General features: G+C 70.8%; 27 protein-coding genes. 14 read left to right on the forward strand and 13 right to left on the reverse strand.

The window, feature by feature from the left end; genetic code table 11:
* Positions 1-14: 14 nt before the first annotated feature.
* The gene (locus H181DRAFT_RS11745; protein WP_052708553.1) at positions 15-710 is read right to left on the reverse strand and encodes a CGNR zinc finger domain-containing protein; all 696 of its coding nucleotides are present in this window, start codon (positions 708-710) and stop codon (positions 15-17) included.
* Between the two features lie 82 nt (positions 711-792).
* On the opposite strand from H181DRAFT_RS11745, the gene H181DRAFT_RS11750 reads away from it, so the two are divergent.
* On the forward strand, positions 793-1,380 hold the full coding sequence (locus tag H181DRAFT_RS11750; protein ID WP_078895672.1) for a hypothetical protein: 588 nt from the start codon (positions 793-795) through the stop codon (positions 1,378-1,380).
* 107 nt (positions 1,381-1,487) lie between these two features.
* On the opposite strand, the gene H181DRAFT_RS11755 is transcribed toward H181DRAFT_RS11750, so the two are convergent.
* The 6 genes from H181DRAFT_RS11755 to tkt all read right to left on the reverse strand — a co-directional run bounded on the left by H181DRAFT_RS11755 (position 1,488) and on the right by tkt (position 8,629).
* Positions 1,488-1,796 (reverse strand): hypothetical protein, encoded by a 309-nt coding sequence (locus H181DRAFT_RS11755; protein ID WP_045864277.1) that lies wholly within the window; start codon positions 1,794-1,796, stop codon positions 1,488-1,490.
* 166 nt (positions 1,797-1,962) lie between these two features.
* Positions 1,963-2,754, reverse strand: a complete 792-nt coding sequence (pgl, locus tag H181DRAFT_RS11760) for a 6-phosphogluconolactonase (RefSeq protein ID WP_074467816.1) — start codon at positions 2,752-2,754, stop codon at positions 1,963-1,965.
* A complete protein-coding gene (opcA, locus tag H181DRAFT_RS11765) occupies positions 2,751-3,830 on the reverse strand; it encodes a glucose-6-phosphate dehydrogenase assembly protein OpcA (protein WP_045864279.1) in 1,080 nt (359 codons plus the stop codon). The genes pgl and opcA overlap by 4 nt, the downstream gene beginning before the upstream one ends.
* On the reverse strand, positions 3,827-5,353 hold the full coding sequence (zwf, locus tag H181DRAFT_RS11770) for a glucose-6-phosphate dehydrogenase (RefSeq protein WP_045864280.1): 1,527 nt from the start codon (positions 5,351-5,353) through the stop codon (positions 3,827-3,829). The genes opcA and zwf overlap by 4 nt, the downstream gene beginning before the upstream one ends.
* A 5-nt stretch (positions 5,354-5,358) precedes the next feature.
* Positions 5,359-6,501 carry a transaldolase gene (gene tal, locus H181DRAFT_RS11775; RefSeq protein WP_045864281.1) on the reverse strand — a complete coding sequence of 381 codons (1,143 nt, stop codon included), beginning with the start codon at positions 6,499-6,501 and terminating at the stop codon, positions 5,359-5,361.
* Positions 6,502-6,553: 52 nt separating this feature from the next.
* Entirely contained in the window at positions 6,554-8,629 is a 2,076-nt protein-coding gene (gene tkt / locus H181DRAFT_RS11780; RefSeq protein ID WP_045864282.1) for a transketolase, read from the reverse strand.
* Positions 8,630-9,055: 426 nt separating this feature from the next.
* On the opposite strand from tkt, the gene H181DRAFT_RS11785 reads away from it, so the two are divergent.
* Positions 9,056-9,997, forward strand: coding sequence for a heme o synthase (locus H181DRAFT_RS11785; RefSeq protein ID WP_045864433.1), 942 nt, complete (start codon positions 9,056-9,058; stop codon positions 9,995-9,997).
* Between the two features lie 219 nt (positions 9,998-10,216).
* Here the strand turns inward: H181DRAFT_RS11785 and H181DRAFT_RS11790 are convergent, their stop codons facing one another.
* The 4 genes from H181DRAFT_RS11790 to H181DRAFT_RS11805 all read right to left on the reverse strand — a co-directional run bounded on the left by H181DRAFT_RS11790 (position 10,217) and on the right by H181DRAFT_RS11805 (position 13,625).
* On the reverse strand, positions 10,217-10,531 hold the full coding sequence (locus H181DRAFT_RS11790) for a hypothetical protein (RefSeq protein WP_045864283.1): 315 nt from the start codon (positions 10,529-10,531) through the stop codon (positions 10,217-10,219).
* A 175-nt stretch (positions 10,532-10,706) separates the two neighbouring features.
* Entirely contained in the window at positions 10,707-11,837 is a 1,131-nt protein-coding gene (locus H181DRAFT_RS11795) for a COX15/CtaA family protein (RefSeq protein ID WP_078895673.1), read from the reverse strand.
* Positions 11,838-11,931: 94 nt separating this feature from the next.
* Positions 11,932-12,648, reverse strand: a complete 717-nt coding sequence (locus H181DRAFT_RS11800) for an ABC transporter permease (protein ID WP_045864435.1) — start codon at positions 12,646-12,648, stop codon at positions 11,932-11,934.
* Between the two features lie 47 nt (positions 12,649-12,695).
* On the reverse strand, positions 12,696-13,625 hold the full coding sequence (locus H181DRAFT_RS11805; RefSeq protein WP_045864284.1) for an ABC transporter ATP-binding protein: 930 nt from the start codon (positions 13,623-13,625) through the stop codon (positions 12,696-12,698).
* Positions 13,626-13,901: 276 nt separating this feature from the next.
* On the opposite strand from H181DRAFT_RS11805, the gene H181DRAFT_RS11810 reads away from it, so the two are divergent.
* The 12 genes from H181DRAFT_RS11810 (at position 13,902) to H181DRAFT_RS11865 (ending at position 23,946) form a co-directional block, all read left to right on the forward strand.
* Positions 13,902-14,765: a helix-turn-helix transcriptional regulator gene (locus tag H181DRAFT_RS11810; protein WP_254666796.1), complete on the forward strand. Its 864-nt coding sequence runs from the start codon at positions 13,902-13,904 to the stop codon at positions 14,763-14,765.
* Positions 14,762-16,183, forward strand: a complete 1,422-nt coding sequence (gene sufB / locus H181DRAFT_RS11815) for a Fe-S cluster assembly protein SufB (RefSeq protein ID WP_045864286.1) — start codon at positions 14,762-14,764, stop codon at positions 16,181-16,183. Before H181DRAFT_RS11810 ends, sufB begins: the two co-directional genes overlap by 4 nt.
* Before the next feature lie 114 nt (positions 16,184-16,297).
* Entirely contained in the window at positions 16,298-17,506 is a 1,209-nt protein-coding gene (gene sufD, locus H181DRAFT_RS11820; RefSeq protein ID WP_045864287.1) for a Fe-S cluster assembly protein SufD, read from the forward strand.
* The gene (locus H181DRAFT_RS11825; protein WP_045864288.1) at positions 17,503-17,844 is read left to right on the forward strand and encodes a non-heme iron oxygenase ferredoxin subunit; all 342 of its coding nucleotides are present in this window, start codon (positions 17,503-17,505) and stop codon (positions 17,842-17,844) included. The genes sufD and H181DRAFT_RS11825 overlap by 4 nt, the downstream gene beginning before the upstream one ends.
* Before the next feature lie 7 nt (positions 17,845-17,851).
* The gene (gene sufC, locus H181DRAFT_RS11830) at positions 17,852-18,616 is read left to right on the forward strand and encodes a Fe-S cluster assembly ATPase SufC (protein ID WP_045864289.1); all 765 of its coding nucleotides are present in this window, start codon (positions 17,852-17,854) and stop codon (positions 18,614-18,616) included.
* A 5-nt stretch (positions 18,617-18,621) separates the two neighbouring features.
* The gene (locus tag H181DRAFT_RS11835) at positions 18,622-19,875 is read left to right on the forward strand and encodes a cysteine desulfurase (protein ID WP_045864436.1); all 1,254 of its coding nucleotides are present in this window, start codon (positions 18,622-18,624) and stop codon (positions 19,873-19,875) included.
* Positions 19,876-19,919: 44 nt separating this feature from the next.
* Positions 19,920-20,387, forward strand: coding sequence for a Fe-S cluster assembly sulfur transfer protein SufU (sufU, locus tag H181DRAFT_RS11840; protein WP_045864290.1), 468 nt, complete (start codon positions 19,920-19,922; stop codon positions 20,385-20,387).
* Complete coding sequence (locus H181DRAFT_RS11845; protein WP_045864291.1) at positions 20,384-20,713, forward strand: metal-sulfur cluster assembly factor; 330 nt, start codon at positions 20,384-20,386, stop codon at positions 20,711-20,713. Before sufU ends, H181DRAFT_RS11845 begins: the two co-directional genes overlap by 4 nt.
* A 176-nt stretch (positions 20,714-20,889) precedes the next feature.
* On the forward strand, positions 20,890-21,210 hold the full coding sequence (locus tag H181DRAFT_RS11850; protein ID WP_045864292.1) for a DMT family transporter: 321 nt from the start codon (positions 20,890-20,892) through the stop codon (positions 21,208-21,210).
* On the forward strand, positions 21,210-21,812 hold the full coding sequence (locus H181DRAFT_RS11855; protein WP_045864293.1) for a TetR/AcrR family transcriptional regulator: 603 nt from the start codon (positions 21,210-21,212) through the stop codon (positions 21,810-21,812). Before H181DRAFT_RS11850 ends, H181DRAFT_RS11855 begins: the two co-directional genes overlap by 1 nt.
* Positions 21,813-21,929: 117 nt before the next feature.
* Positions 21,930-22,919: a 2,3,4,5-tetrahydropyridine-2,6-dicarboxylate N-succinyltransferase gene (dapD, locus tag H181DRAFT_RS11860; protein ID WP_045864294.1), complete on the forward strand. Its 990-nt coding sequence runs from the start codon at positions 21,930-21,932 to the stop codon at positions 22,917-22,919.
* A 124-nt stretch (positions 22,920-23,043) separates the two neighbouring features.
* Complete coding sequence (locus H181DRAFT_RS11865) at positions 23,044-23,946, forward strand: EI24 domain-containing protein (RefSeq protein ID WP_078895674.1); 903 nt, start codon at positions 23,044-23,046, stop codon at positions 23,944-23,946.
* Here the strand turns inward: H181DRAFT_RS11865 and H181DRAFT_RS29415 are convergent.
* Together H181DRAFT_RS29415 and H181DRAFT_RS11870 are read right to left on the reverse strand one after the other, a co-directional pair.
* On the reverse strand, positions 23,940-24,095 hold the full coding sequence (locus tag H181DRAFT_RS29415; RefSeq protein ID WP_158715434.1) for a hypothetical protein: 156 nt from the start codon (positions 24,093-24,095) through the stop codon (positions 23,940-23,942). The two genes, H181DRAFT_RS11865 and H181DRAFT_RS29415, sit on opposite strands and share 7 nt — an antisense overlap.
* A 94-nt stretch (positions 24,096-24,189) precedes the next feature.
* Complete coding sequence (locus tag H181DRAFT_RS11870; RefSeq protein ID WP_045864295.1) at positions 24,190-26,034, reverse strand: endonuclease/exonuclease/phosphatase family protein; 1,845 nt, start codon at positions 26,032-26,034, stop codon at positions 24,190-24,192.
* Positions 26,035-26,294 lie beyond the last annotated feature (260 nt).

Raw genomic sequence — 26,294 nt, forward strand, 5'->3', positions numbered from 1 at the left:
GCGGGGGTGCGGGCTCAGTCCCGGGAACCCCCGCGGCGGCGCCGGGCGTGGGCGCGGACCTTCGTCCGGTTGCCGCAGGAGGACATGCTGCACCAGCGGCGCCGCCCGCGGGGGTTGAGGAACAGCCAGCCGCAGTCGTCCCCCGGGCAGGCGTCGATGCGGGCGCGGCCGGGAGCGGTCATCAGCGCCGCCGCCGCGTTGGCGACGGCCAGGAGCGGCATCGCGAGGCCGGTGCGGGCGGGGATCTCCCAACGGGCCACGGGCGCGTCGACCGGCCCGTCGGTGCCGCCCTCGTCCTGAGCAGGTACGGCAGGGACGAACGAGGAGGCGGACGCGGCCCGTTCGGCGTAGGCGGCGACAGTGGCGAAGGCCTCCGGGCCGGCGGAATGGCTGGAGCCGTGCAGAACCGCGTGGAGCGCCGTACGGAACTCGTGGGCCTGGCCGAGGACTTCGGCCGCGGCTTCGGTGGCGCGCTCTTCGAGCCGCCGCAGCTCCTCGCACACGTCCTCGGGGACCAGGCCGGCGTGCAGTGTCCAGACGGCGAGGTGCTCGTAGTCCGGCAGCCACTCCCTGCGGGGGTTCGGCGGCGCACCCCAACCCGCCCAGGTGTTGCAGAAATCCAGCGCCGGATGCCCCGCGACGCGCCTCGGCATCCGCAGGCCGGAGACCTCTTCCCAGTGCACAGCGTCACCGTACTTGACCGCGTTCATTGCTAACCATTTAACTTGCCTTAAGTGGTTAGCACGGCCAACGGGCACAGCCAACTGAGCAAGCCAACTGAGGGGGAACTCCATGCGCTTACGTCTCGTCGTGGCGGGGGCCGTCGTCGTCGCTGCTCTGTGGACCGCCGCACCGGCCTCGGCGCATCAAACGGCCCCGCCTCCGCCTGCCGCGGAGCCGGATCTGCCCGGCCCCGTCGAGGACTACTTCGACCTCTCCGGCTTCGACCCCGAGCCGTGGGAGCCCTACGAGTCGGAGGACATGACGCTGCCCGCCGGCGTGTACTGCCCCTTCGAGATGCACATCCGCGTCGTCGAGGACGACGAGGAGACACGCGTCGACTCCCGGTACCCCGACGGCTCCGTCCACGTCAGGGAGTACAGGGGCAAGCTCATCGTGGACTTCGTCAACACCCTCACCGGTGACACCGTCCGGCGTGACGTGTCCGGTGAGGGGGCGGAGGAGCTCCGCGCCGACGGCACGACGAAGGTCTTCGGCGGCGTGGGGCCGTTCGGCGTGGGCTTCAAGACCACTGACGCCTATCCGGCCGGCTACTACGTCCTCGACGGCGTCCACGTGACGGCGAAGGAGCCCGGCGGACGGCGGCACATGGTTCTGGACAAGGGCTCCGAGGAGAACATGTGCGAGACGCTCGCGTGAGCGCGCGTGAGGGTCGCGCGGCCGGGCGGCCGGCCCGTCCCGAGGTCGTGACCGGCGCCGGGGCTGACAGGCGGGACGGTCTCTGTCCGCCGCGCCCCAGGTTCCTTTCAGCTCAGAAGAGACAAGGTCACCAAACTGGCGACGCACGCCACGACCATCGCCGTAGTTCCCACTTTCACCAGGTCCCGACGCTCGCGTCTCCAGCCGAGTGCCGCGACAGCGAGTCCCGAGTAGACGCACACGAGATTCAGAAGCGTGAGCCAGAGGTGACGGCCTGTTGAAGTCGACAGGTACAAGAGCAGCAGTGGCACCAAGATGCCCAGGGTGAGCAAGACGACGCTGAACTGTCCCGCCTGGCGCGCTGCCAGGTCTCCTGTCGGGTCGGACGGTTCCAAGTCGGGGAGTTCGGAGTTCATGCTGCCTCTCTGCGGGTGCCTCCGGACGCTCGCGTGAGCGCGCGTGAGGGGCGCGCGGCCGAGCGGGTGGCCCGTCCCGAGGTCGTGACCGGCGCCGGGGCTGACGGGCGGGACGGGGCCGGGGCTCCGGGCAGGCGCCGCGGAGCTCCGGCAGGGCGGGACGGTCTCAGTCCCGGGGTGAGCGGAGTCCGCGGGGCAGCAGCGATGCCGCCGCCTCGTCCAGGAGCCAGCGCGTGCGCTCGCGTCCGCGGGCCCCGGCCGCCGGCGCGTCGGCCTCGTCCGGTGCCGTACCGCCGAGGAGACGGGCGACGGCCTCCGCCTTGTCCTCGCCCGCCGCGAGCAGCCACACCTCGCGCGCCGCACGGATCGCGCGCAGCGTGAGGGAGACCCGTTCGGGCGGCGGCTTCGGAGCGCCGCGCACGCCGACGACCGTGCGCTCCGCCTCCCGTACCCCGGCGTGCCCCGGGAAGAGGGAGGCCACGTGCGTGTCCGGTCCGACGCCGAGCAGCAGCACGTCGAACGACGGGACGAGCGCGCCGGGGCCCTCCGGCCGTGCCGCCGTGGCGAGTTCCGCGGCGTACGCCCCGGCCGCGGCGTCGACGTCGTCACCGTGTTCGCCGCCGGCCGCCGGCATCGCGTGGACCCGCGCCGGGTCCAGCGGCACCGCGTCGAGGAACGCCTCCCGAGCCTGCGTCACGTTGCGTTCCGGGTCGCCCTCCGGCAGGAACCGCTCGTCGCCCCACCACAGTTCGAGCCGGGAGAAGTCGACGGCGTCGCCCACGCCGGGTGCGGCGAGCGCGGCGAGCAGGGCGTTGCCGTTGCGTCCGCCGGTGAGCACCACGGAGGCGGTGCCCCGTGCGCGCTGCGCCTCCGCGACGCGTGCGGCGAGCGCGGCGGCCGCCGTACGGGCCATCTCCTCCTTGCCGGCGTGGACCGCGATATCGCGAGCTCCGCTCACTTCTTCGCCGCCCTCTTCGCGGGCGCCTTGGCGCTCTTCCTGGCCGCCGAGGGCTGCTTCGCCGTGTCTTTCTCCGGCTGCGCCTCGGCCTTCGCGCCCGGAGCCGTACGGGCGTCGGAGCCGCCGCCGTTCCCGGACCCCCGGGCTCCGCCCTTCGCGCGCTTCCTGATCCCGTACTGGACGGCTGAGGCGTACGCCTCGTCCGGGTCGAGGCGCCGCAGTTCCTCGGCGATCAGCTCGGCGGTGCCGCGCCGGTGCAGCGCCACATGGCGGTCGGGCTGGCCCGGGACGGCGAGTTCGGCGAGGGAGCCGTCCGCCCTGTCCAGGCAGATCTCGCCCTGCGCGGTCTGCATCCGTACGGCCGTGATGCCGGGCCCCTCCGTGGCCTTCCGCTCGACCTTCACCTTGAGCCGCTCCGCCAGCCACGAGGACAGCAGTTCGGCCGACGGGTTGTAGCTCTCGCCCTCCACCACGGCGGAGACCACCTTGGCGGACTGCTGGTCCAGTCCGGCCGCGAGGACGCTCCGCCAGGGCGTCAGGCGGGTCCAGGCGAGGTCCGTGTCGCCCGGCGCGTAGGTCTCGCCGCGCTCGGCGAGGGTGGCGAGCGGGTCCTCGGCGGCTGCGGCGTCCGTGATGCGGCGCTGGCCGAGGGTGCCGAGCATGTCCTCCGAGGGGTGCCCGGGCGGGTCCTCGGGCCACCAGACGACCACGGGAGCGTCCGGGAGCAGCAGCGGCAGTACGACGCTGTAGGCGTGCGAGGCGAGTTCGCCGTGCAGCCGGAGCAGCACGGTCTCGCCGGTGCCGGAGTCGGTGCCCACCCGCACCTCGGCGTCGAGCCTGGCCATCGCACGGTCGCGGGGCGAGCGGCCGGGACGGCGCACCACGACGAGGATGCGCGAGGGGTGTTCCTTGGACGCCTCGCTGGCGGCCTTCAGCGCGTCGTAGTGGTTGCCCTCGTCCGTGACGATGACGAGGGTCAGCACCATGCCGACGGCGGGCGAGCCGATCGAGCGCCGCGCCTTGACCAGGGTGGTGTTGATCTGGGCCGAGGTGGTGTCCGTGAGGTCGATGTTCATGGCCGGCGCCAGCTCCGTCCGTCGCGTGCGAGCATCTCGTCGGCGGCCTGGGGGCCCCAGGTGCCGGCCAGGTACTCCTCGGGCTTGCCGTGCTTCTCCCAGTAGCGCTCGACGGGGTCGAGGATCTCCCAGGAGCGCTCGACCTCCTGGTGGCGCGGGAAGAGGTTCGCGTCGCCCAGCAGGACGTCGAGCAGGAGGCGCTCGTAGGCCTCCGGGCTGGACTCGGTGAAGGACTCGCCGTAGGCGAAGTCCATGGTCACGTCCCGGATCTCCATCTGCGTGCCGGGCACCTTCGAGCCGAACCGGATGGTGATGCCCTCGTCCGGCTGTACGCGGATGACCAGGGCGTTCTGGCCGAGTTCCTGCGTGTCGGTGGCGTCGAAGGGGGAGTGCGGCGCGCGCTGGAAGACGACGGCGATCTCGGTGACGCGCCGCCCCAGCCGCTTGCCGGTGCGGAGGTAGAAGGGCACGCCCGCCCACCGGCGGTTGTCGATCTCCAGTCGCATGGCGGCGTAGGTGTCGGTCTTCGAGTGGGGGTCGATGCCCTCCTCCTCGAGGTATCCGCGCACCTTCTGGCCGCCTTGCCAGCTCGCCGTGTACTGGCCGCGCACCGTGTGCTTGCCCAGCTCGCGGGGGAGGCGGACGGCGTTGAGCACCTTGAGCTTCTCCGTCACCAGCGCCTTGGCGCCGAAGGAAGCGGGCTCCTCCATGGCGGTGAGGGCGAGCAGTTGCAGCAGGTGGTTCTGGATCACGTCGCGGGCCGAGCCGATGCCGTCGTAGTAGCCGGCACGGCCGCCGATGCCGATGTCCTCGGCCATGGTGATCTGTACGTGATCGACGTAGCTGCGGTTCCACAGCGGCTCGAACATCGTGTTGGCGAACCGCAGGGCGAGGATGTTCTGGACGGTCTCCTTGCCCAGGTAGTGGTCGATGCGGAAGACCTGGTCCGGCTTGAAGACGCCGTGCACGACCGCGTTCAGCTCCTGCGCGCTGCGCAGATCGTGCCCGAAGGGCTTCTCGATGACGGCCCTGCGCCAGGACCCCTCCCCGCCCTCGGACAGGCCGTGCTTCTTCAGCTGGGAGACGACCGTGGGGAAGAACTTGGGAGGCACGGAGAGGTAGAAGGCGAAATTGCCTCCCGTGCCGCGGGACTTGTCCAGCTCCTCGATCGTGGCCTTGAGGGTCTGGAAGGCGTCGTCGTCGTCGAACACGCCGGGCACGAAGCGCATCCCCTGCGAGAGCTGCTGCCAGACCTCCTCGCGGAACGGCGTACGGGCGTGCTCCTTCACGGCGTCGTGCACGACCTGCGTGAAGTCCTCGTGCTCCCAGTCGCGGCGCGCGAAGCCCACGAGGGAGAAGCCCGGCGGGAGCAGGCCCCGGTTCGCGAGGTCGTAGACGGCCGGCATCAGCTTTTTACGTGACAAATCACCCGTGACGCCGAAGATGACCAGACCCGACGGCCCCGCGATGCGCGGGAGCCGCCGGTCCAGTGCGTCACGCAGCGGATTGGCTGCGTACTCCAACTCGCTTACGCCTCCTTCGGCGTGAGGCGCTTGAGCTCCGCCTCGGTGGACGAGAGCAGCTCGTTCCAGGACGCCTCGAACTTCTCGACGCCCTCGTCCTCCAGCACCTGCACGACGTCGTCGTAGGAGATGCCGAGCTTGCCGACGGCGTCCAGGACGGCCTTGGCGTCCGCGTAGGAGGCGCGGACCGTGTCGCCGGTGATCTCGCCGTGGTCGCCGACGGCCCGTAGCGTGGCCTCCGGCATGGTGTTGACCGTGTTGGGCGCGACCAGTTCGGTGACGTAGAGCGTGTCCGGCAGCGAGGGGTCCTTCACGCCGGTGGAAGCCCACAGCGGCCGCTGGCCGTTGGCGCCCGCGCGCTCCAGGGTCTGCCAGCGCTCGGAGGGCTCGACGGAGCCGTCGGCGCTGCCGAAGACCTCCTCGTAGGCCTGGTAGGCGAGCCGGGCGTTGGCGATGGCGGACTTGCTCTTCAGCTCGGCGGCCTCGTCCGTGCCCACCGCGTCGAGGCGCTTGTCGATCTCCGTGTCCACGCGGGAGACGAAGAAGGACGCCACGGAGTGGATCGTCGAGAGGTCCATCCCGAGCGACTTGGCCTTCTCCAGGCCCGCCAGGTAGGCGTCGATGACCTCCCGGTACCGGTCCAGGGAGAAGATCAGCGTCACGTTGACGCTGATGCCCTTCCCGACGGTCTCGGTGATCGCCGGCAGCCCCTTCTTCGTGGCCGGGATCTTGATGAAGGCGTTGGGGCGGTCCACGAGCCAGGCGAGCTGACGGGCCTCCGCGACGGTCGCCTTGGTGTTGTGCGCCAGCCGCGGGTCGACCTCGATGGAGACCCGGCCGTCCTTGCCGCCGGTGGCCTCGAAGACGGGGCGCATCACGTCGGCGGCGTCCCGCACGTCGGCGGCGGTGATCATGCGCAGGGCCTCGTCGACGGTGACGCCGCGGGCGGCGAGGTCGGAGACCTGCTGGTCGTACTTCTCGTCGGACGAGATGGCCTTCTGGAAGATCGTCGGGTTCGTGGTGATGCCCACCACGTGGTGCTCGTCGATGAGTTCGCCGAGGTGCCCCGAGCTGATCTTGTGCCGAGACAGGTCATCCAGCCAGATCGCGACGCCTTCGTCGGAGAGGCGCTTGAGAGCGTCTGTCATGTGAATGCATCTCCTGCTTGTCGTAGCTTTCGCAGCTGTTCGGGTACGGGCCTCAGCGGCTCACGGCCGCCAGGGACTCCTTCGCGGCGTTCACGACGGCCTCGGCGGTGAGACCGAACTCCCGGTAGAGCGTCTTGTAGTCGGCGGAGGCGCCGTAGTGCTCCAGCGAGACGATCCGGCCGGCGTCCCCCACGTAACGGTGCCAGGTCAGACCCACCGCCGCCTCGACGGCGACACGCGCACGCACGGTCGGCAGCAGCACCGAGTCCCGGTACGCCTGGTCCTGCTCCTCGAACCACTCCACAGACGGCATGGAGACGACGCGCGTGCGCACGCCCTCCGACTGCAGCGCCTCGCGCGCCTCGACCGCGAGCTGCACCTCGGAACCCGTGCCGATGAGGATGACCTGCGGCTCCCCGCCCTCGGCCTCGAACATCACGTAACCGCCCTTGACGGCCTCGTGGTTGGGCTCGTACGTCGGCACGTTCTGCCGCGTCAGGGCGAGGCCGTGCGGCGCGGGGTTCTCGGTGTGGCGGCGCATGATCTCGCCCCACGCGAGCGACGTCTCGTTGGCGTCCGCGGGACGGACGATGTTGAGACCCGGGATCGTGCGCAGCGCGGGCAGGTGCTCGACCGGCTGGTGGGTCGGGCCGTCCTCGCCGAGGCCGATGGAGTCATGCGTCCAGACGTACGTCACCGGTGCCTTCATCAGCGCGGCGAGACGGACGGCGGGACGCATGTAGTCGGAGAAGGTGAGGAAGGTGCCGCCGTACACGCGGGTGTTGCCGTGCAGCGCGATGCCGTTCATGGTCGCGCCCATGGAGTGCTCGCGGATGCCGAAGTGCACGGTGCGGCCGTAAGGGTCGGCGCCCGGCAGCGGGTTGCCCTCCGGGAGGAACGAACTCTCGGCGAAGGACGTGTTGTTGGAGCCGGCGAGGTCGGCCGAACCGCCCCACAGCTCCGGGATCCTGGGGCCGAGCGCCTTCAGCACGGCACCCGAGGCCTTGCGGGTGGCCATGTCCTTGCCGGGCTCGAAGGAGGGCAGGGCCTCCTCCCAGCCGGCGGGCAGTTCGCCCGCGCGGATGCGGTCGAGCTCGGCGGCGCGCCCGGGGTCGGCGGAACGCCACTCGGCGAAGCGCTTGTCCCACGCCGCCCGCGACTCCCGCCCCCGGTCCCACGCCTTGCGGACGTGCTCCAGGACGTCCTGGTCGACCTGGAAGTGCTGTTCGGGGTCGAAGCCCAAGACCCTCTTGGTCTCGGCGACTTCCTCCTCGCCCAGCGCGGCGCCGTGCGAGGCGCCCGTGTTCTGGGCGTTGGGGGCGGGCCAGGCGATGATGGAGCGCACGGCGATGAACGAGGGGCGGCCGGGTTCCGCCTTCGCCGCCTTGAACGCCTTGTACAGCGCCTTCGGGTCGAGGTCGCCGTCCGGCAGCGGGTCGACGCGCTGTACGTGCCAGCCGTAGGACTCGTACCGCTTGACCGTGTCCTCGGAGAAGGCCGTCTCGGTGTCGCCCTCGATGGAGATGTGGTTGTCGTCCCACAGCACGACCAGATTGCCGAGCTTCTGGTGGCCCGCGAGGGAGGAAGCCTCCCCGGAGACGCCCTCCTGGAGGTCGCCGTCGCTGGCGAACGTCCAGATGGTGTGGTCGAAGAGGGACTCACCGGCCGCGGGCTCCGGGTCGAAGAGGCCGCGCTCGTAGCGTGCCGCCATCGCCATGCCGACAGCGTTGGCCAGACCTTGCCCCAGCGGCCCCGTCGTCGTCTCCACGCCGACCGTGTGGCCGTGCTCCGGGTGGCCGGGGGTCTTGCTGCCCCAGGTGCGGAAGCTCTTCAGGTCGTCCAGCTCCAGGCCGTAGCCCGCGAGGTAGAGCTGGATGTAGAGGGTCAGGCTGGAGTGGCCCACGGAGAGGACGAAGCGGTCCCGGCCGGGCCAGTCGGGGTCGGAGGGGTCGTGGCGCATCAGCTTCTGGAAGACCAGGTAGGCCGCCGGGGCCAGCGCCATGGCCGTGCCGGGGTGGCCGTTGCCGACCTTCTGCACGGAATCCATCGCCAGGACTCGGACGGTGTCTACAGCCCGCTGGTCCAGATCGGTCCACTCGAGGTCTGTCGTGGTCGGCTTGGTGCTCACCCTGCGTCAGGGCTCCTCTCCACATGTCGATGACCGGTGCAGTTGCGCTCACCGGCGGGGACGAGCGTACCCCTGTGCCAGGCGCGCACTTCCGGGTGTTGTCACCACGGGCGCACCCACTCTTACAACCGAAACAGGACAAGAGGGATTCCTGCCGGGGCCCTACCCGTGTACCCGCGCAGCCCGCCCCGTACCGGCCGCGGAGCGGCCGGACGGGCACCGCGGCGACCTGCCGGAACGCGGATGCCCCGCGCGTCCGCCGCGCGGCGGACGCGCGGACAGGGGGGCGGACGGGGGCGGCGCGTCCAACACGGCCCCCGGGCGGAGGCGCGAACATGGCGCCGTCTAAAGTGGCGTGGTACGCGCGGGCTTTACGACTCCGGCCGTAGACACGCCCGCTTTTTATTGAAGTGATCAGGGGTGTTCGTGACGGCCGTCGGATCCCGTTCCGCGGGGGTGCTTGACCAGAGCGCCGTGCACCGGTCGTTCGGCGCTCGCGCCATGGCGTTCGTCGCGCTGACGAAGCCCCGCATCATCGAGCTCCTGCTCATCACCACGATCCCGGTGATGTTCCTCGCGGCGCAGGGCGTTCCGGATCTGTGGCTGGTCGTCGCCACCTGCGTCGGCGGCTACCTCTCGGCGGGCGGCGCCAACGCGCTGAACATGTACGCCGACCGCGACATCGACGCCCTGATGCACCGCACGGAGAACCGCCCGCTCGTGACGGGCATCGTCTCGCCCCGTGAGGGGCTCGTATTCGGCCTCGCCCTGGCGGTGGGCTCCACCCTGTGGTTCGGGCTGCTCGTCAACTGGCTCTCCGCGGCGCTCTCGCTGGGCGCGCTGCTCTTCTACGTGCTCGTCTACACGCTGGTCCTCAAGCGGCGCACCTCGCAGAACATCGTGTGGGGCGGCATCGCCGGCTGCATGCCCGTCCTCATCGGCTGGACGGCGGTGAAGAACGAGCTGAGCTGGGCGGCCGTCGTCCTCTTCCTCGTCATCTTCTTCTGGACACCGCCGCACTACTGGCCCCTGTCGATGAAGGTCCGGGAGGACTACGCGCGGGTCGGCGTCCCGATGCTGCCCGTCGTCGCGGGCAACAGGGCTGTGGCCCGTCAGATCGTGCTGTACAGCTGGGTGATGGTCGCCGTCTCGCTGCTGCTGTGGCCGCTGGGCTACGTCGGGTGGTTCTACACGAGCGTCGCTCTGGCGGCGGGCGGCTGGTGGCTGTGGGAGGCGCACGCGCTGCACTCCCGGGCGAAGGCGGGCGCGGCAGGCGCGAAGCTGAAGGAGATGCGCCTCTTCCACTGGTCGATCACGTACGTGTCGCTGCTGTTCGTCGCCGTCGCGGTCGACCCCTTCCTGCGCTGAGCGCCGGGAGCTGAGCGCCGGGCACGACCTGTGCCGGGGCGGAACGCCCGGCCTGGCCCCTGATCCACGGCTCCGCTGTCCCATGGCTCCGGCGCGAGGGGCGCGGCCCCCGGTGGCCCTCCGGGCCGGACAGCGCGACGGGCCCGGACCTGTGACGGCGGCCCGGGCCCTCGTCCCCGGCGCGAGCGGCGCACGGCCGCCGCGTGAGGCGTCAGGCGGTCAGCTGCCGGACGGGCCGCCGACCTGGATGCCCGCCATGCGGCTCCATTCGTACGGACCCGTCCTGACCTTCTCCGCCATCTCGCCGTCGAAGGCCTCGCGGACGGCGATGCCCGCGCTCTCGGCGGCCTGCTTCGCGATGTCCGTCGACGGCGCCATCAGATCGCCCCAGGTCCCGTCGGCCCCCACCAGGACGATGCGGGCGCCTGTCTGCCCCACGTAGGCGATCTGCCCCTCCGCACTGCCGCCGTGGGACTGCGCGAACTTGGTGATCTCCCTGGCGAGCTTCGCGGCCCGCTTGCTCGTGTCTGCCATGCCCCAGATGCTACCGGCGGGTATAAGGCCTGACCACGGCCCTTCTCCGCGCGAGATCCATGCCACACCGCTTTCCCGGCCCCCGCCGCGCGCTCGCGGGCGCCCCCTGGTGCTGTTCACGCGTGAGCACGCGGCGCATCGCCCGGAGCGTCGCGGGCGGCAACGCCCTGCGGATCTACGGCTTCGACGAAGCCGCGGCGGGCTGATCCTTCCCGCCCGCAGCGGACGCCCCGGGGGCGGGAACACCGGCCGCCGACCCGGCAGCGGGGCGGGGCGAGCCCGGCGGTTCCGTGGCTTCTTCCACGTTCCCCACGGACCGCGCCGCGAGCCCGTCGTGCGGGGGCGTTCCGCGCTCACGCACCGACAGCAGCACCCGCATGACCGCGATCCACACCAGCGCGGATCCGAGCAGATGCATCCCCACCAGGAACTCGGGCAGCTCCGTGAGGTACTGCGCGTAGCCGATTGCGCCCTGCGCCAGCAGGACGACCAGCAGGTCGCGGGTGCGTCCGCAGGGCCTCGCCGGTGCGTCGACCGCGCGCAGCACGAGCCACAGCACGAGCGTCAGGGCAACGACCAGCCACGCCAGGGCGGAGTGCACCTGCGTGACCGTCCTCCAGTCGACGGGCATCCGGGGCACCTGGCTGCTGTCGCCTGCGTGCGGCCCGGCGCCCGTCACGACGGTGCCGACGGCGATCAGCACGGCGATGAGGCCCGTCAGCACCCGCACGAGCTGCTTCAGCCGCACGCCCACCAGCGGCCGGGGCCGCTCGTCGCCCTCCCTGGCGCGCAGCCACGTGAGCGTGGCGACGGTCAGCAGCCCGGTCGCCAGCAGGAAGTGCCCGGCGACGGTGTAGGGGTTGAGCTCGGTCAGCACCGTGATCCCGCCCATGACGGCGTTGCCCATCACGAGCCAGAACTGCGACCACGCGAGGCGGCTCAGCCCGCGCCTGCGCGGCTTTGCCGCGCGGGAGGCGACGATGGCCCAGCCGACGGCGGCGCTGAGCACATACGTCAGCATCCGGTTGCCGAACTCGATCGCGCCGTGCAGGCCCATCTCCGACGTGGCGTACAGGCTGTCGCTGCTGCACTTGGGCCACGTGTCGCAGCCCAGCCCGGAGCCGGTGAGCCGGACGGCGCCGCCGGTCACGATGATGAAGACGCTCATGAGGAGCGCGGCGAGAGCGGCCCGCTGGAGGACCCGCTGCGACGGGGTCCAGCGCGCGGCGACGTACGCGACGGGGTTGCGTACGAGTTCGAGCAGTTTCGGCACGGGAACATCGTACGGGCGCGCTTGTGCGCGCATTCACGAGGGTCCCGCGGGGCGGGCCGCAGCCCGTTCCGCCTGCTCCGTCAGCCCGCGGCGGCGCGTACCTGCCGGGCCGCCGTGCCGCCCCTTGTCACTCCCACCTGAACCAGCGCGCCGCGGCGGCCAGGCCGGCCGCGGCCCAGACCGCGAGGACGCCCAGATCGCCCCAGGGCATGCCCGCCCCGTGCTGCAGCACGTCGCGGAGACCGCCGGACAGCGCGGCGATGGGAAGCAGTTCGAGCACGCTCTGCACGGCGCCGGGGAACTTGCCCAGCGGCACGACCACGCCGCCGCCCACCAGCAGCAGGATGAAGATCAGGTTCGCGGCCGCGAGCGTGGCCTCCGCCCGTACCGTCCCGGCCAGCAGGAGCCCGAGGCCGGAGAAGGCCGCGGTGCCGAGGACGAGCAGCAGCGCCGCCGGCAGCAGGCCGCCGCGGGGCGACCAGCCCAGCAGCAGAGCGACGGTTGCCAGCAGCGCCACCTGCAGCACTTCGATGACGAGTACGGAGCACGTCTTGGCCGCCATGAGGGCCCACCGGGGGAGCGGGGAGAGCGCGAGGCGTTTCAGTACGCCGTAGCGGCGCTCGAAGCCGGTCGAGATGGCCTGACCGGTGAAAGCGGTGGAGAGCACGGCGAGCGCGAGGATCCCGGGCGCGAGGAAGTCCACCGGCGGACCGCCGCCCGTCTCGACGATGTCGACGGTGCTGAAGAGCACCAGCAGCAGCGCCGGGATGACGATGGTCAGCAGCAGCTGCTCGCCGTGGCGCAGCAGCATCCGGGTCTCCAGGGCGGCCTGCGCGCGGATCATGCGGCCCAGGGGCGCCGCGCCCGGAGCGGGGGTGAAGGTGCCGACGCTCACGACCGAAGCTCCTTGCCGGTGAGTTCCAGGAAGACGTCCTCCAGCGTGCGGCGCTCCACGGAGATGCGGTCGGGCATGACGCCGTGCTGCGCGCACCAGGACGTGACGGTGGCCAGCAGCTGGGGGTCGACGGTGCCGGTGACGCGGTAGCCGCCCGGCACGAGTTCGGCCGCTGCCGTGTCGTCGGGGAGCGCCTTGAGCAGGGAGGCGAGGTCGAGCCCCGGGCGCCCGGTGAAGCGCAGCGAGTTCTCCGCTCCGCCGCGGCACAGCTCCTCGGGGCTGCCCTGTGCGACGACCCGGCCGCCGTCCACGACGGCTACGTCGTCGGCCAGCTCCTCTGCCTCGTCCATGTGGTGCGTCGTGAGCACCGCCGTCACCCCGTCGTTGCGCAGGGCGCGGACCAGCTCCCAGGTGGCGCGGCGGGCCTGCGGGTCGAGGCCCGCGGTGGGTTCGTCGAGGAAGACCAGCTCGGGGCGGCCCACGACGGCCATGGCCAGGGCGAGGCGCTGCTGCTGGCCGCCGGAGAGCCGCCGGTAGGGCGTGCGGCCGCAGCCGTCGAGGCCGAGTCCTTCGATGAGCGCCGTGACGTCCAGGGGATCGGCGTGGAGCGACGCGATGTGGCGCAGCATCTCCTCCGCCCGGGCACCCGGGTAGACGCCTCCGCTCTGCAGCATGACGCCGATGCGGGGGCGCAGCCGGGCGGCCTCGGCGGCCGGGTCCAGGCCGAGCACGCGGACGGTGCCGCTGTCGGCTCTGCGGTAGCCCTCGCAGATCTCGACGGTCGTGGTCTTGCCCGCGCCGTTGGGGCCGAGGACCGCCGTGACGGTGCCGTGGGGGACGACGAGGTCGAGACCGTCCACCGCTCTCTTCGCGCCGTACCGCTTCGTCAGCCCCGATACCTCGAGTGCCGCCCCTCCGCTTCCCATACGGGGGAGTCTAAGGAGCGGAATGCCCTCCCCGTGTACGGGGTTGACGATTCGGTGGCAGCCTTCCGCGGCTCCCGTGAACCCCGTGCACACGGCGCCTCGCGGCCCCCGCGGCGGCCGCAGGTAAGGCTCGCCTTACGTGATGCAGTCCATTCCGGCAGGTCAGAACCTCGGTTGCTGCGGCGCGAAGAATTACGCAACAATGGCGTTGTGAAAAAGACGGCTGAGGGACAGCAGACGCGATCGGCGGCCGCAGCGGCCGCCGGCGGTTCTGCTGTGCCCGGAAACGCAGCCGCGGCACCCTCCGGAAACCAGCCCGGCGGGGGCGTGCACGAGGAGCAGCGCGGGACGCGCAATAAGGTGGCCCGCTCGATCCTCGACCACGGCCCCTCCACCGCTGCGGAGCTGGCCAGGCGCCTGGAGCTGACCCCCGCCGCCGTCCGGCGGCACCTCGACGCGCTCGTCGGCGAGGGAGTCGTCGAGCCGCGCGAGAAGCGGGTCTACGGCTCGCGGGGCAGGGGACGGCCCGCCAAGGTCTTCGCACTCACGGACGGCGGCCGGGACGCCTTCGATCAGGATTACGACAGGCTCGCGGCGGACGCCCTCCGCTGGATCGCGCGGACTGCCGGAGGCGGCGAGCGCGGCGAGGCCGCGGTCGCGGACTTCGCCAGGGCCCGCGTGGCCGAACAGGCCGAGCAGTACCGCCGCGCACTCGAGCGGGTACCGCCCGAGGAGCGCACCAGGGCTCTGGCAGAGGCGCTCTCCAAGGACGGGTACGCTGCCACTGCGCGCAGCGCGCCCGCTTCCGCCGGGGGTAGCTCCTGGGGAGAGCAGCTCTGCCAGCACCACTGCCCGGTGGCTCACACCGCTGAGCAGTTCCCGCAGCTGTGCGAGGCGGAGACGGAGGTCTTCTCCCGCCTGCTCGGAACCCACGTTCAGAGGCTGGCGACCATCGCCCACGGCGACGGGGTGTGCACGACCTTCGTCCCGTCCGCCCATCCCCTGCCCCCGCCGGGGAGACCCCGCGGCGGGTCCGGGCCGCCGGACCGCGCCGCCGACGAGACCACCAGTACCACCAGCAGAACCAGCAAGGCCACCACAGCACCTGCGAACCACACCGCCGGGAGGAACCCCGCATGACCTCTCCTACGGAGACTGCTCACCCGGAACTCGAGGGACTGGGCAAGTACGAATACGGCTGGGCCGACTCCGACACGGCCGGTGCCACCGCGAAGCGTGGCCTCTCCGATGAGGTCGTCCGCGACATCTCGGGGAAGAAGAACGAGCCCGACTGGATGCTGAAGCTGCGCCTCAAGGGGCACCGGCTCTTCGAGAAGAAGCCCATGCCCAACTGGGGCTCGGACCTCTCGGGCATCGACTTCGACAACATCAAGTACTTCGTGCGGTCCACGGAGAAGCAGGCCCAGACATGGGAGGACCTGCCCGAGGACATCAAGAACACCTACGACAAGCTCGGCATCCCGGAGGCGGAGAAGCAGCGCCTCGTCGCGGGCGTGGCCGCGCAGTACGAGTCGGAGGTCGTCTACCACCAGATCCGCGAGGACCTGGAGCAGCAGGGCGTGCTCTTCCTGGACACCGACACGGCGCTGCGCGAGCACCCGGAGATCTTCCAGGAGCACTTCGGCACGGTCATCCCGCCCGGTGACAACAAGTTCGCCGCGCTCAACACCGCGGTGTGGTCCGGCGGTTCCTTCATCTACGTCCCGCCGGGCGTGCACGTCGACATCCCGCTGCAGGCCTACTTCCGCATCAACACGGAGAACATGGGCCAGTTCGAGCGGACGCTGATCATCGTCGACGAGAACGCCTACGTGCACTACGTCGAGGGCTGCACCGCTCCGATCTACGACTCGGACTCGCTGCACTCCGCCGTCGTCGAGATCATCGTCAAGAAGGGCGGCCGCTGCCGCTACACGACGATCCAGAACTGGTCGAACAACGTCTACAACCTGGTCACCAAGCGTGCCGTGGCCTACGAGGGCGCGACCATGGAGTGGGTCGACGGCAACCTCGGCTCCAAGGTCACCATGAAGTACCCGGCCGTCTACCTCATGGGCGAGCACGCCAAGGGCGAGACGCTCTCGGTCGCCTTCGCCGGCGAGGGCCAGCACCAGGACGCCGGCGCGAAGATGGTGCACATGGCGCCGCGTACGTCCTCGAACATCGTCTCCAAGTCAGTGGCCCGCAGCGGCGGCCGCACGTCCTACCGCGGCCTCATCGAGATCGCCGAGGGCGCGGAGGGGTCGAAGTCCAACGTGCTGTGCGACGCGCTGCTGGTGGACACCGTCTCCCGTTCGGACACCTACCCGTACGTCGACGTCCGCGAGGACGACGTGACGATGGGCCACGAGGCCACCGTCTCCAAGGTCAGCGACGACCAGCTCTTCTACCTGATGAGCCGGGGCCTGTCCGAGGACGAGGCGATGGCGATGATCGTCCGAGGCTTCGTCGAGCCCATCGCGAAGGAACTCCCGATGGAGTACGCGCTGGAACTCAACAGGCTGATCGAGCTGCAGATGGAGGGCGCGGTCGGCTGACGCCCGTACCGTGCGGGGGGCGGCCGCGGTGCCGCCGCGGCCCCCTCCTCCAGCAGTTTCCGTCCGAGGTTCCCAAGCAGGTTCCGTTTTCAGAGAGTGAGCAGTACGAGCGCCATGGCTGAGGCTCAGAACTCCCCCAAGGACGTCGTCCAGGGAGGACCCCCACCGGTTGGTTCGAACACCACCGGCTCGATCGCGGTGGCAGCTGAGTCCACCGTCGCCACCCGGATGAGTGCACCGCCCTCCTTCGACGTGGCGGACTTCCCCGTGCCGCACGGCCGGGAAGAGGAATGGCGCTTCACGCCGCTGGAGCGGCTCAAGGGACTGCACGACGGTTCGGCCGAGGCCTCCGGAGGCCTCAAGGTCCAGGTCGACGCGCCCGAAGGCGTGACGGTGGAGACGGTCGCCCGTGACGACGCGCGCGTCGGCCGGGCCGGCAAGCCGGTCGACCGGGTCGCCGCGCAGGCGTTCTCCTCGTTCGAGAAGGCCTCGGTCGTCACCGTGCCCAAGGAGGCCGTGCTGAAGGAGCCGGTGCGGGTCTCGCTGCACGGCGAGGGCGGCGTCAGCTACGGGCACACCGTCTTCGAGGTGCAGGACTTCGCGGAAGCCGTCATCGTCATCGACCACACCGGCGACGCCGTGCGGGCTGCGAACGTGGAGTTCGTCGTCGGCGACGGCGCCAAGCTGACGGTGGTCTCCGTGCAGGACTGGGACGACACCGCGGTCCACTGCTCGCAGCACAACGCGCTCGTGGGCAGGGACGCGACGTACAAGTCGATCGTCGTCACCTTCGGCGGTGACGTGGTCCGGCTGCATCCGCGCGTGAACTACGCGGGCCCCGGCGGCGAGGCCGAGTTCTACGGCCTGTTCTTCACCGACGACGGCCAGCACCAGGAGCACCGCCTGTTCGTCGACCACGACACGCCCAACTGCCGGAGCAACGTGGTCTACAAGGGCGCCCTGCAAGGTGAGCAGGCGCACGCGGTCTGGATCGGCGACGTGCTGATCCGTGCCGCGGCCACCGGCACCGACACCTACGAGCTGAACCGCAACCTCGTCCTCACCGACGGCGCGCGGGTCGACTCGGTGCCCAACCTCGAGATCGAGACCGGTGAGATCGTCGGGGCGGGGCACGCGTCGGCGACCGGCCGGTTCGACGACGAGCAGCTGTTCTACCTCCAGGCCCGGGGCATTCCCGAGCAGGAGGCCCGCCGGCTGGTCGTCCGGGGCTTCTTCGCCGAACTCGTCCAGCAGATCGGGCTGCCGGACGTGGAGGCGCGCCTCATCGAGAAGATCGAGACCGAGCTGGAGACGTCCGTATGAGCAGCGGCGAAGGCTTCGTCCGCGTGGCGGCACTCGGCGAGCTGGAGGAGGACACCCCGAAGCGGGTGGAACTCGAAGGCGTGCCGGTCGCTCTCGTCCGTACGGAGGGCGAGGTGTTCGCGGTCAACGACATCTGCTCGCACGCGAACGTCTCGCTGTCCGAGGGGGAGGTCGAAGACTGCCAGATCGAGTGCTGGCTGCACGGCTCAAGCTTCGACCTGCGCACCGGCAAGCCCTCCGGGCTTCCGGCGACCCGACCCGTACCCGTGTACCCCGTAAAAATCGAAGGCGAGGGCCCTGACGCGGCTGTTCTCGTCTCCGTGACCCAGGAGTCCTGAAGTCCCCATGGCAACGCTTGAGATCAACGACCTGCACGTCTCCGTCAACGCCGAGAACGGCCCGAACGAGATCCTGCGCGGCGTCGACCTGACCGTGAAGCAGGGCGAGACGCACGCGATCATGGGGCCGAACGGCTCCGGCAAGTCCACCCTCGCGTACTCCCTCGCGGGCCACCCCAAGTACACGATCACGGGCGGTTCCGTGCGCCTCGACGGCGAGGACGTCCTGGAGATGTCCCCGGACGAGCGCGCCCGCGCGGGCGTCTTCCTGGCCATGCAGTACCCGGTCGAGGTGCCCGGCGTCTCCGTCTCCAACTTCCTGCGCACCGCCGCGACGGCGCTGCGCGGCGAGGCGCCCAAGCTGCGGCTGTGGGTGAAGGAGGTCAAGGAGGCCATGGAGCGCCTGCAGATCGACCCGTCCTTCGCCGAGCGGAACGTCAACGAGGGCTTCTCCGGCGGTGAGAAGAAGCGGCACGAGATCCTCCAGCTGGAGCTCCTCAAGCCGAAGGTCGCCATCCTCGACGAGACCGACTCCGGCCTCGACGTGGACGCGCTGCGGGTGGTCTCCGAGGGCGTCAACCGCGTCCGCGAGAGCGGCGAGGTCGGCACCATGCTGATCACCCACTACACGCGCATCCTGCGCTACATCAAGCCCGACCACGTGCACGTGTTCGCCAAGGGCCGGATCGCCGAGTCCGGCGGCCCGGAGCTGGCCGACAAGCTCGAGGAAGAGGGCTACGAGGCATACGTGAAGGGAGGCGCCGCTTCGTGAGCGACGTGACGCTTCCGGGTCTGCTCGACACCGAGGCGATCCGCAAGGACTTCCCGATCCTGGACCGCGTGGTCCATGACGGAAAGAAGATCGTGTACCTGGACAACGCGGCGACCTCGCAGAAGCCGCGCCAGGTGCTCGACGCGATGAGCGACTACAACGAGCGGCACAACGCCAACGTCCACCGCGGCGTGCACGTCCTCGCGGAGGAGGCCACGGCGCTGTACGAGGGGGCGCGCGACAAGGTCGCGGGCTTCATCAACGCGCCGAGCCGCGACGAGGTCGTCTTCACGAAGAACGCCTCGGAGTCGCTCAACCTCGTGGCGAACATGCTGGGCTGGGCGGACGAGCCCTACCGCGTCGAGCACGACACCGAGATCGTCATCACGGAGATGGAGCACCACTCCAACATCGTCCCGTGGCAGCTGCTCTCGCAGCGCACGGGCGCGAAGCTGAAGTGGTTCGGGCTGACCGACGAGGGCCGGCTGGACCTGTCGTCCATCGAGCAGGTCATCACGGAGAAGACCAAGGTCGTCTCCTTCACGCTGGTCTCCAACATCATGGGCACGATCAACCCGGTCGAGGCGATCGTCCGGCGTGCCCAGGAGGTCGGCGCGCTCGTCGTCGTCGACGCCTCGCAGGCAGCGCCGCACATGGTGCTGGACGTGCAGGCGCTGCAGGCGGACTTCGTGGCCTTCACGGGGCACAAGATGTGCGGTCCGACGGGCATCGGCGTGCTGTGGGGGCGGCAGGAGCTGCTGGACGACCTGCCGCCGTTCCTCGGCGGCGGCGAGATGATCGAGACAGTGACGATGCACGCGTCCACGTACGCGCCCGCGCCGCACAAGTTCGAGGCGGGCACGCCGCCGATCGCCCAGGCGGTCGGTCTCGGCGCGGCCGTCGACTACCTGTCGTCGATCGGCATGGACAAGATCCAGGCACATGAGCACGCGCTGACCGAGTACGCGGTCAGCAGGCTCAAGGAGATCCCCGACCTGCGCTTCATCGGCCCCACCACGGCCGAGGACCGGGGCGCGGCGATCTCCTTCACGCTCGGGGACATCCACCCTCACGACGTGGGGCAGGTGCTCGACGAGCAGGGCATCGCGGTCCGTGTCGGCCACCACTGCGCGCGGCCCGTCTGCCTCCGGTACGGAATTCCTGCGACCACGCGGGCGTCGTTCTATCTGTACTCCACGCCGGCAGAGGTGGACGCCCTGGCCGAGGGTGTGGAACACGTACGGAACTTCTTCGCCTAGGCGGAGACGAAGCCGCAGCTGAGGACTGGACGGACGGACGACTCGTGAAGCTGGACTCCATGTACCAGGAAGTGATCCTGGACCACTACAAGAATCCTCACGGCAAGGGCCTGCGAGAGGGCGACGCCGAGGTGCACCACGTCAACCCGACGTGCGGTGACGAGATCACCCTGCGCGTGCGGTACGACGGCGAGACGGTTCGCGACGTCAGCTACGAGGGCCAGGGCTGCTCCATCAGCCAGGCCAGCGCCTCGGTGCTGAACGAGCTGCTGGTCGGCAAGGAGCTGGACCGGGCACGCACCATCCAGGAGACCTTCCTGGAGCTGATGCAGTCCCGCGGGAAGATCGAGCCGGACGAGGCCATGGAGGACGTGCTGGAGGACGCCGTCGCGTTCGCCGGGGTCTCGAAGTACCCGGCACGTGTGAAGTGTGCTCTGCTGAGCTGGATGGCATGGAAGGACGCCACCGCCCAGGCGCTGGGCGAGGACTCGGTAAAGGAGAAGACCGCATGACCGAGACCACAACGAAGCCCGCGAGCGAGGACGAGGTCCGCGAGGCGCTTCTGGACGTCGTGGACCCGGAGCTGGGCATCGACGTCGTCAACCTGGGCCTGATCTACGGGGTCCACATCGACGAGTCGAACGTCGCGACGATCGACATGACGCTCACCTCCGCGGCGTGCCCGCTGACCGACGTCATCGAGGACCAGGCCCGGTCCGCGACCGAGGGCATCGTCAAGGAACTGAAGATCAACTGGGTCTGGATGCCCCCGTGGGGCCCGGACAAGATCACGGACGACGGCCGCGAGCAGCTGCGGGCGCTGGGCTTCAACGTCTGAGCCGTCCGCTCGCGCGCGGGCACGTCGCCCCGCCATGCCTCACCTCGGGCGTGCCCCGGCACTCGTGCCGGGGCACGCCTTTTCGTGCCGTCCCCGCCTGAAGTCTCCGGAATCGACACGGATCGGGGCGGCGCGGTTGTGTACGACCGTACGCATCGCTCTGTAGGCTCGTGGCCATGGTCTACGTGACGCTCATAGGGGCGATCCTGGCGGAGGTCCTGGGCACCACCGCGATGAAGTACAGCGACGGGTTCAGCAAACTCTGGCCGTCCCTCGCCACCGCCGCCAGCTACACGATCGCCTTCGTGCTCCTCGCCCAGACGCTCAAGACGATGGCCGTGGGCACGACCTACGCGATCTGGTCGGGCGTCGGCACGGCGGCGATCGCCGTCATCGGGATCGTCTTCATCGGGGAGTCGGTCAGCACCGCGAAGATCGCCGGCATCCTCCTCGTCATCGTCGGGGTGATGCTGCTCAACCTGGGGAGCGCGCACTGATGGCCGCCCGCCGCTTCGACCCCGGACGGCGGCAGCGCATCATCGACGCCGCCATCCGCATCGCCGAGTTCAAGGGCATCGCCGCGCTCTCGCACCGGACCGTCGCCGCGGAGGCGGACGTCCCGCTCGGCTCGACGACGTACCACTTCGCCAGCCTCGACGATCTGCTCGTCGCGGCGCTCGAACAGGTCACCAGAGAGCCGAGCAGCGCCATGACGGACTGGGAGGACGTGCTGGCGGAGGTGGGACGGCCCGCGCCGGCGGACGGCGCCGGGCCGCAGGCCCCGGAAGGCCGCGGGCTCGCCCTCGCCGACGCCCTCACACGGCTCCTCGACGAGTACGCACACGGCGGCCGGGGCCGTATCCGCCTGGAGTACGAGCTCTACCTGGCCGCGCTGCGCCGCCCGGCCCTGCAGCCCGTCGCCGCCGCCTGGTGCGACGAGATGGCGCGGATACTCGCCCGCCACACCGCCGACGAGGCCACGGCGCGCGTCCTCGTCGCGCTCATCGACGGCCTGCTGCTCCAGCTCCTGCTCACCGACCGGCCCTTCGACCGGCAGGCCGTGCGGTCGGCGCTCGCCCGCGTCACGGGCGAACCCTGAGGTTCCCGGGCCGGGTGAGGAGGCCGCCGCGCGGCCGACGGGAGGGACGTCCGCCGGGCGCTCCGCCTGCTGAGACCGGTTGGCATCGGCCACGCGCGGGCCGATAGCGTTCGATACATGACCCAAGCTGCCACCACCACCCGTACGACCGGCGCCGTCGCCGTCGGGCTCGCCACGATCGCCGGGGACAAGGTCCTGGACACCTGGTTCCCCGCCCCCGAACTCGTCGCGGAGCCCGGTGTGCCCGCCGGAAGCGACCGGCTGAGCCCCGAGAGCGCCGCCGAGGCGATGGGGGAGGCCGCGCCGAAGGCGCTCGGCACCGATCCGGTCCGCGGCGTCGAGATCGTGGCCGTCCGCACGGTCATCACGTCGCTGGAGGACAAGCCGCTCGACGCCCACGACGCGTACCTGCGCCTGCACCTGCTCAGCCACCGTCTGGTGCCGCCGCACGGGCAGAACCTCGAAGGTCTCTTCGGTCTGCTCACGAATGTCGCCTGGACGAACCTCGGCCCCGTCGCAGTCGACCGTCTGGAGCGGGTGCGGCTCGCGGCCCGTGCGGCGGGCAAGCACCTGAGCGTCACCAGCGTGGACAAGTTCCCGCGCATGACGGACTACGTCGCGCCCGCGGGAGTGCGCATCGCCGACGCCGACCGCGCGCGTCTCGGCGCGCACCTCGCCGAGGGCACGACGGTGATGCACGAGGGCTTCGTCAACTTCAACGCGGGCACGCTGGGCAAGTCCATGGTGGAGGGCCGGATCAGCGCGGGCGTCGTCGTGGGCGACGGCTCCGACATCGGCGGCGGCGCCTCGATCATGGGCACCCTCTCCGGCGGCGGCCAGCAGACCATCTCCATCGGCGAACGCTGCCTGCTCGGTGCCGAGGCGGGCATCGGCATCTCGCTCGGCGACGACTGCATCGTCGAAGCCGGTCTCTACGTGACGGCCGGTACGCGCGTCTCGCTGCCCGACGGGAAGATCGTCAAGGCCCTGGAGCTCTCCGGCGCCAACAACCTTCTCTTCCGCCGCAATTCGACGACCGGCACGGTCGAGGTCCTGCAGCGCACCGGCTCGTGGGGCGGGCTGAACGAGGCCCTGCACAGCAACTGAAGCCGCCGCGCCGCCAGGGGAGTTCGGCCGCCCGCAACCGCCGCGTGAGGAGTCGTCGCGGCTGCCGGGGCGGGCGCCGGACCGAAGTTCCCCGCGCATGCCCGTAGGCCATAGGCTTACGGGCATGCGCGATCTTGCGGCAGGAGTACGGTATTTGGGGCGCGGCCAGCGCTGGGTCCTCGGGCACGGACGGTGGTTCGGCTTCGGCCTGCTGCCCGCACTGGTCACATTCGTGCTGTACGCGGCGGCTCTCGCGGCGCTCGCCTTCTGGGCGGACGACATCGCGGCGTGGGCCACCCCGTTCGCCGACGGCTGGGACGAGACCTGGCGTTCGACCCTCCGCGGCCTCTTCGCGGTGCTGCTCTGGCTCGGCGCGCTGCTGCTGTCCGTGCTCACCTTCACCGCGGTGACGCTCCTCGTCGGCGATCCCTTCTACGAGAAGCTCTCCGAACAGGTCGAGGAGTCCGAGGGAGACTGCCCCGAGGGCCTCGACCGCCCGCTCTGGCGCGAACTGTGGACGTCGCTGTGCGACAGCCTCTACGTGCTGTGGAGGGCCCTGCTCTTCGCCGTGCCGCTCTTCTTCCTCGGCTTCGTGCCGGTGCTCGGCCAGACGGTCGTCCCGGCACTGGGGTTCTGCGTGTCCGGCTTCTTCCTCACGCTCGAACTCGTCTCGGTCGCCATGCAGCGCCGCGGCATCCCCGTACGGGAGCGGCTGCGGATCCTGCGTACGCGCAGGGCGCTCGCCCTCGGCTTCGGCGTTCCGCTGGTGCTGGCTTTCCTGGTCCCGCTGGTGGCGGTGGTGCTGATGCCCGGCGCGGTGGCCGGAGCGGCGCTGCTCGTACGGGACCTCGTGGACGCCGACGCAGGCGGGGACGGCGACGGTGGCGGTGACGTGGCGGCCGGCGAGGTCCAGGGCGGCGCGGCCGGTGAGGGGGCATGGCCGCAGGGGCCGGTCGGCGGCGCGGCGGTCGACCCCCGGGTCAACCCGGCTGCCGGGACTCGGCCTCCCGGGGGAAGCCCTCAGTAGGCAGCGTCATCCCCCAGGAGCGTGCTGGTCAGGTCGACGGGGGTGCCGAAGTCCACGGTCAACTCGCCCCGGTAGCCGGCCGGGTCCTTGGGCCGGGTGCAGAGGTGGCACCGCCCGAGGTAGGGGTCGGCGATCAGATGGACGGGCACCCCTGCCGAAGGTCACGGTGAGCGAGCCGGCGGGCGCCTCCACTGAGAGGCGCCCGCCGGGCAGGTCGGTGCTGGGCCGGGAACCCGGTTCCCGTCAGGGACGGAACCGGATCACCGAGGGGTCGTGGTCGCTGGTCTGGTCGTGGAACTCCGAGTTGATGTGGACGATGTCGTAGTCCACCCATCCGACGCCCGGGCTGGTCAGAGCATGGTCCAGAGCCTGGGAGTTGCCGTTGAAGACGTAGCCGTAGCGCTCGCTCGCGGGCAGCCGGTCCATCGGGCTGGTGAGGGCTTCGCCGGCCCGCAGGGCGTCGAGGCTGGGGGAGAAGGGGAAGTCGTTGAGGTCGCCGGCGGCGATCACAGCGGCGTCGGGGTCGACGGACTGGACCTGCTTCGCGAAGGAGTTGACCAGCTTCGCCTGCTCGATGCGCTGCGGTTCGGAGTGGCGCGCCGGAGGCTGGATGCGGCCGTCCATCGGCTGGTCGCCCTCGAGGTCGCCGCCGCCCTTGGAGCTGAAGTGGTTCGCCACGACGAAGACCTGCCGCCCGCGGAAGGTGAACTCACCGGCGAGCGACTTGCGGCTCGCCTTCCACGCCTCGTTCTGCGGCTGGATGCGGCCGGGGTTCGCGGAGAGCTGCGGGGTGCCGTCCTCGTCCGTCACCTCCACCGCGGTGTCGGCGTCGCCGCCCTTGCGGTCGGTGAAGGAGACCCGCTCCGGGTTGAAGAGGAACGCGACGCGTATGTTGCCGCCGGGCTGCCCGCCGTCGGCCTTGTCGGCGGGGTCGATCTGGCGCCAGTCGTACGAGGGCCCGCCGGCCGCCTCGACGGCCTCGGCCAGCTTCTTCAGCGTCTCGTCGGCGGCGACCGTCCCGTCGTCGTCGGGACCGGAGTTGTCCTGCACCTCCTCCACCGCGACGATGTCCGGCGAGGCGAGGTTCTGCACGAGGGCCTCGGCGAGGCGGGTGAACTTCTCCGGCTCGCTCTTCGGGGAGAGGTTCTCCACGTTGTAGGTGGCCACGGAGAGTTCGCCCTTGTGCTGCTTGCGCGTCTTCTCCCGGGCGAGGCCGTTGTCCTCCAACTCGCCCAGATCCGTGGCCCGGATCGAGTAGCCGCCGAAGCTGTCGAAGTCCAGCGGGCCCGAGGTCCTGCCGCTCAGCTTGTCGCCGACGTCGGCCTTCGGGAAGGGCTGTATCGCGGTGGGAAGGAGCGAACTGACCTTCACGCGGGCGCCGTTCTGCTGGTCGTAGGCGCCGTAGAGCGTGCCGCCGCGCGGTGTCGGGTTCTCGAAGCGGTCCGCGGTGACCCACACCTCGTCGTACTCCGTGGTGGGCCCGGTGACGGCGGCGTCCTCGACCTGCGTCCGCATGCCCTCCAGGGACTCGTAGAGGTCGAGGGCGAAGTCGCCGGGGCGCAGCGCGAGGGGCTCGATGTCGCCGCCGTCCTCGGCGGGGGGCGCGTACTCGTCCGGGATCCGGCCGCCGTCCAGGGTGACGGCGCGGGGCAGCTTCCGCTTCTTGTCCGCCTTGGTCCACTCCGCCTTCGTCAGCTGCGTGACGGACTGGCCGCCCGACTCCCTGCCGCCCGGGTAGAACTCGCTCACCTCACCGGAGACCCGTACCTGGTCCCCGGCCATGACGTCGGGGGTCTTCTCGCCGGTGAAGACGAAGATGCCCTCGCTCGTCGCGGGGTCGTTGTCGGGCTTGGGGTCCTGCATCCAGAAGCCGCGGGCCTTGCCGAACACGCGTACCGCTGTGACGACTCCGGGTACGTCGGTGACGCGCTCGCCCGCGTAGGGGGATATCCGCGTGTTGCCCTGGATCTCGTGCACGCGCGGCGACTTGGCGGTGGCGCCGGCCGCGGAGGGGGCGGGCAGGACGATGAGAGTGGAACACAGCGCCACGACGGTGAGAGCCGAGGAGCGGGCCAGACGTGACGACAACGGTGCCTCCGGAGGGGGGTTACGGACGGTGGTCCGGGCGTTCGTGAGGATCCGTGATTCTCTACGCGCGTAAAGTCTGGCGCCGAAACCCGAGTTGTCAAGAAGAAGACCAGCCGGTTGTCACGAGTGCGACGCAACTCTCGCCCGGGGCCCGCCTGGTGACACCCACCGCGATCGTAGTGTCACTCTGGGGCGTCGGGGTGGCGAGCCGTGCGATTCGGGCGGCACGGGACACATCCCGTCTACGCTGGGCCCGCACC

The sequence above is a fragment of the Streptomyces sp. WMMB 714 genome (assembly GCF_900090125.1).
Classification (GTDB): Bacteria; Actinomycetota; Actinomycetes; order Streptomycetales; family Streptomycetaceae; genus Streptomyces; species Streptomyces daqingensis.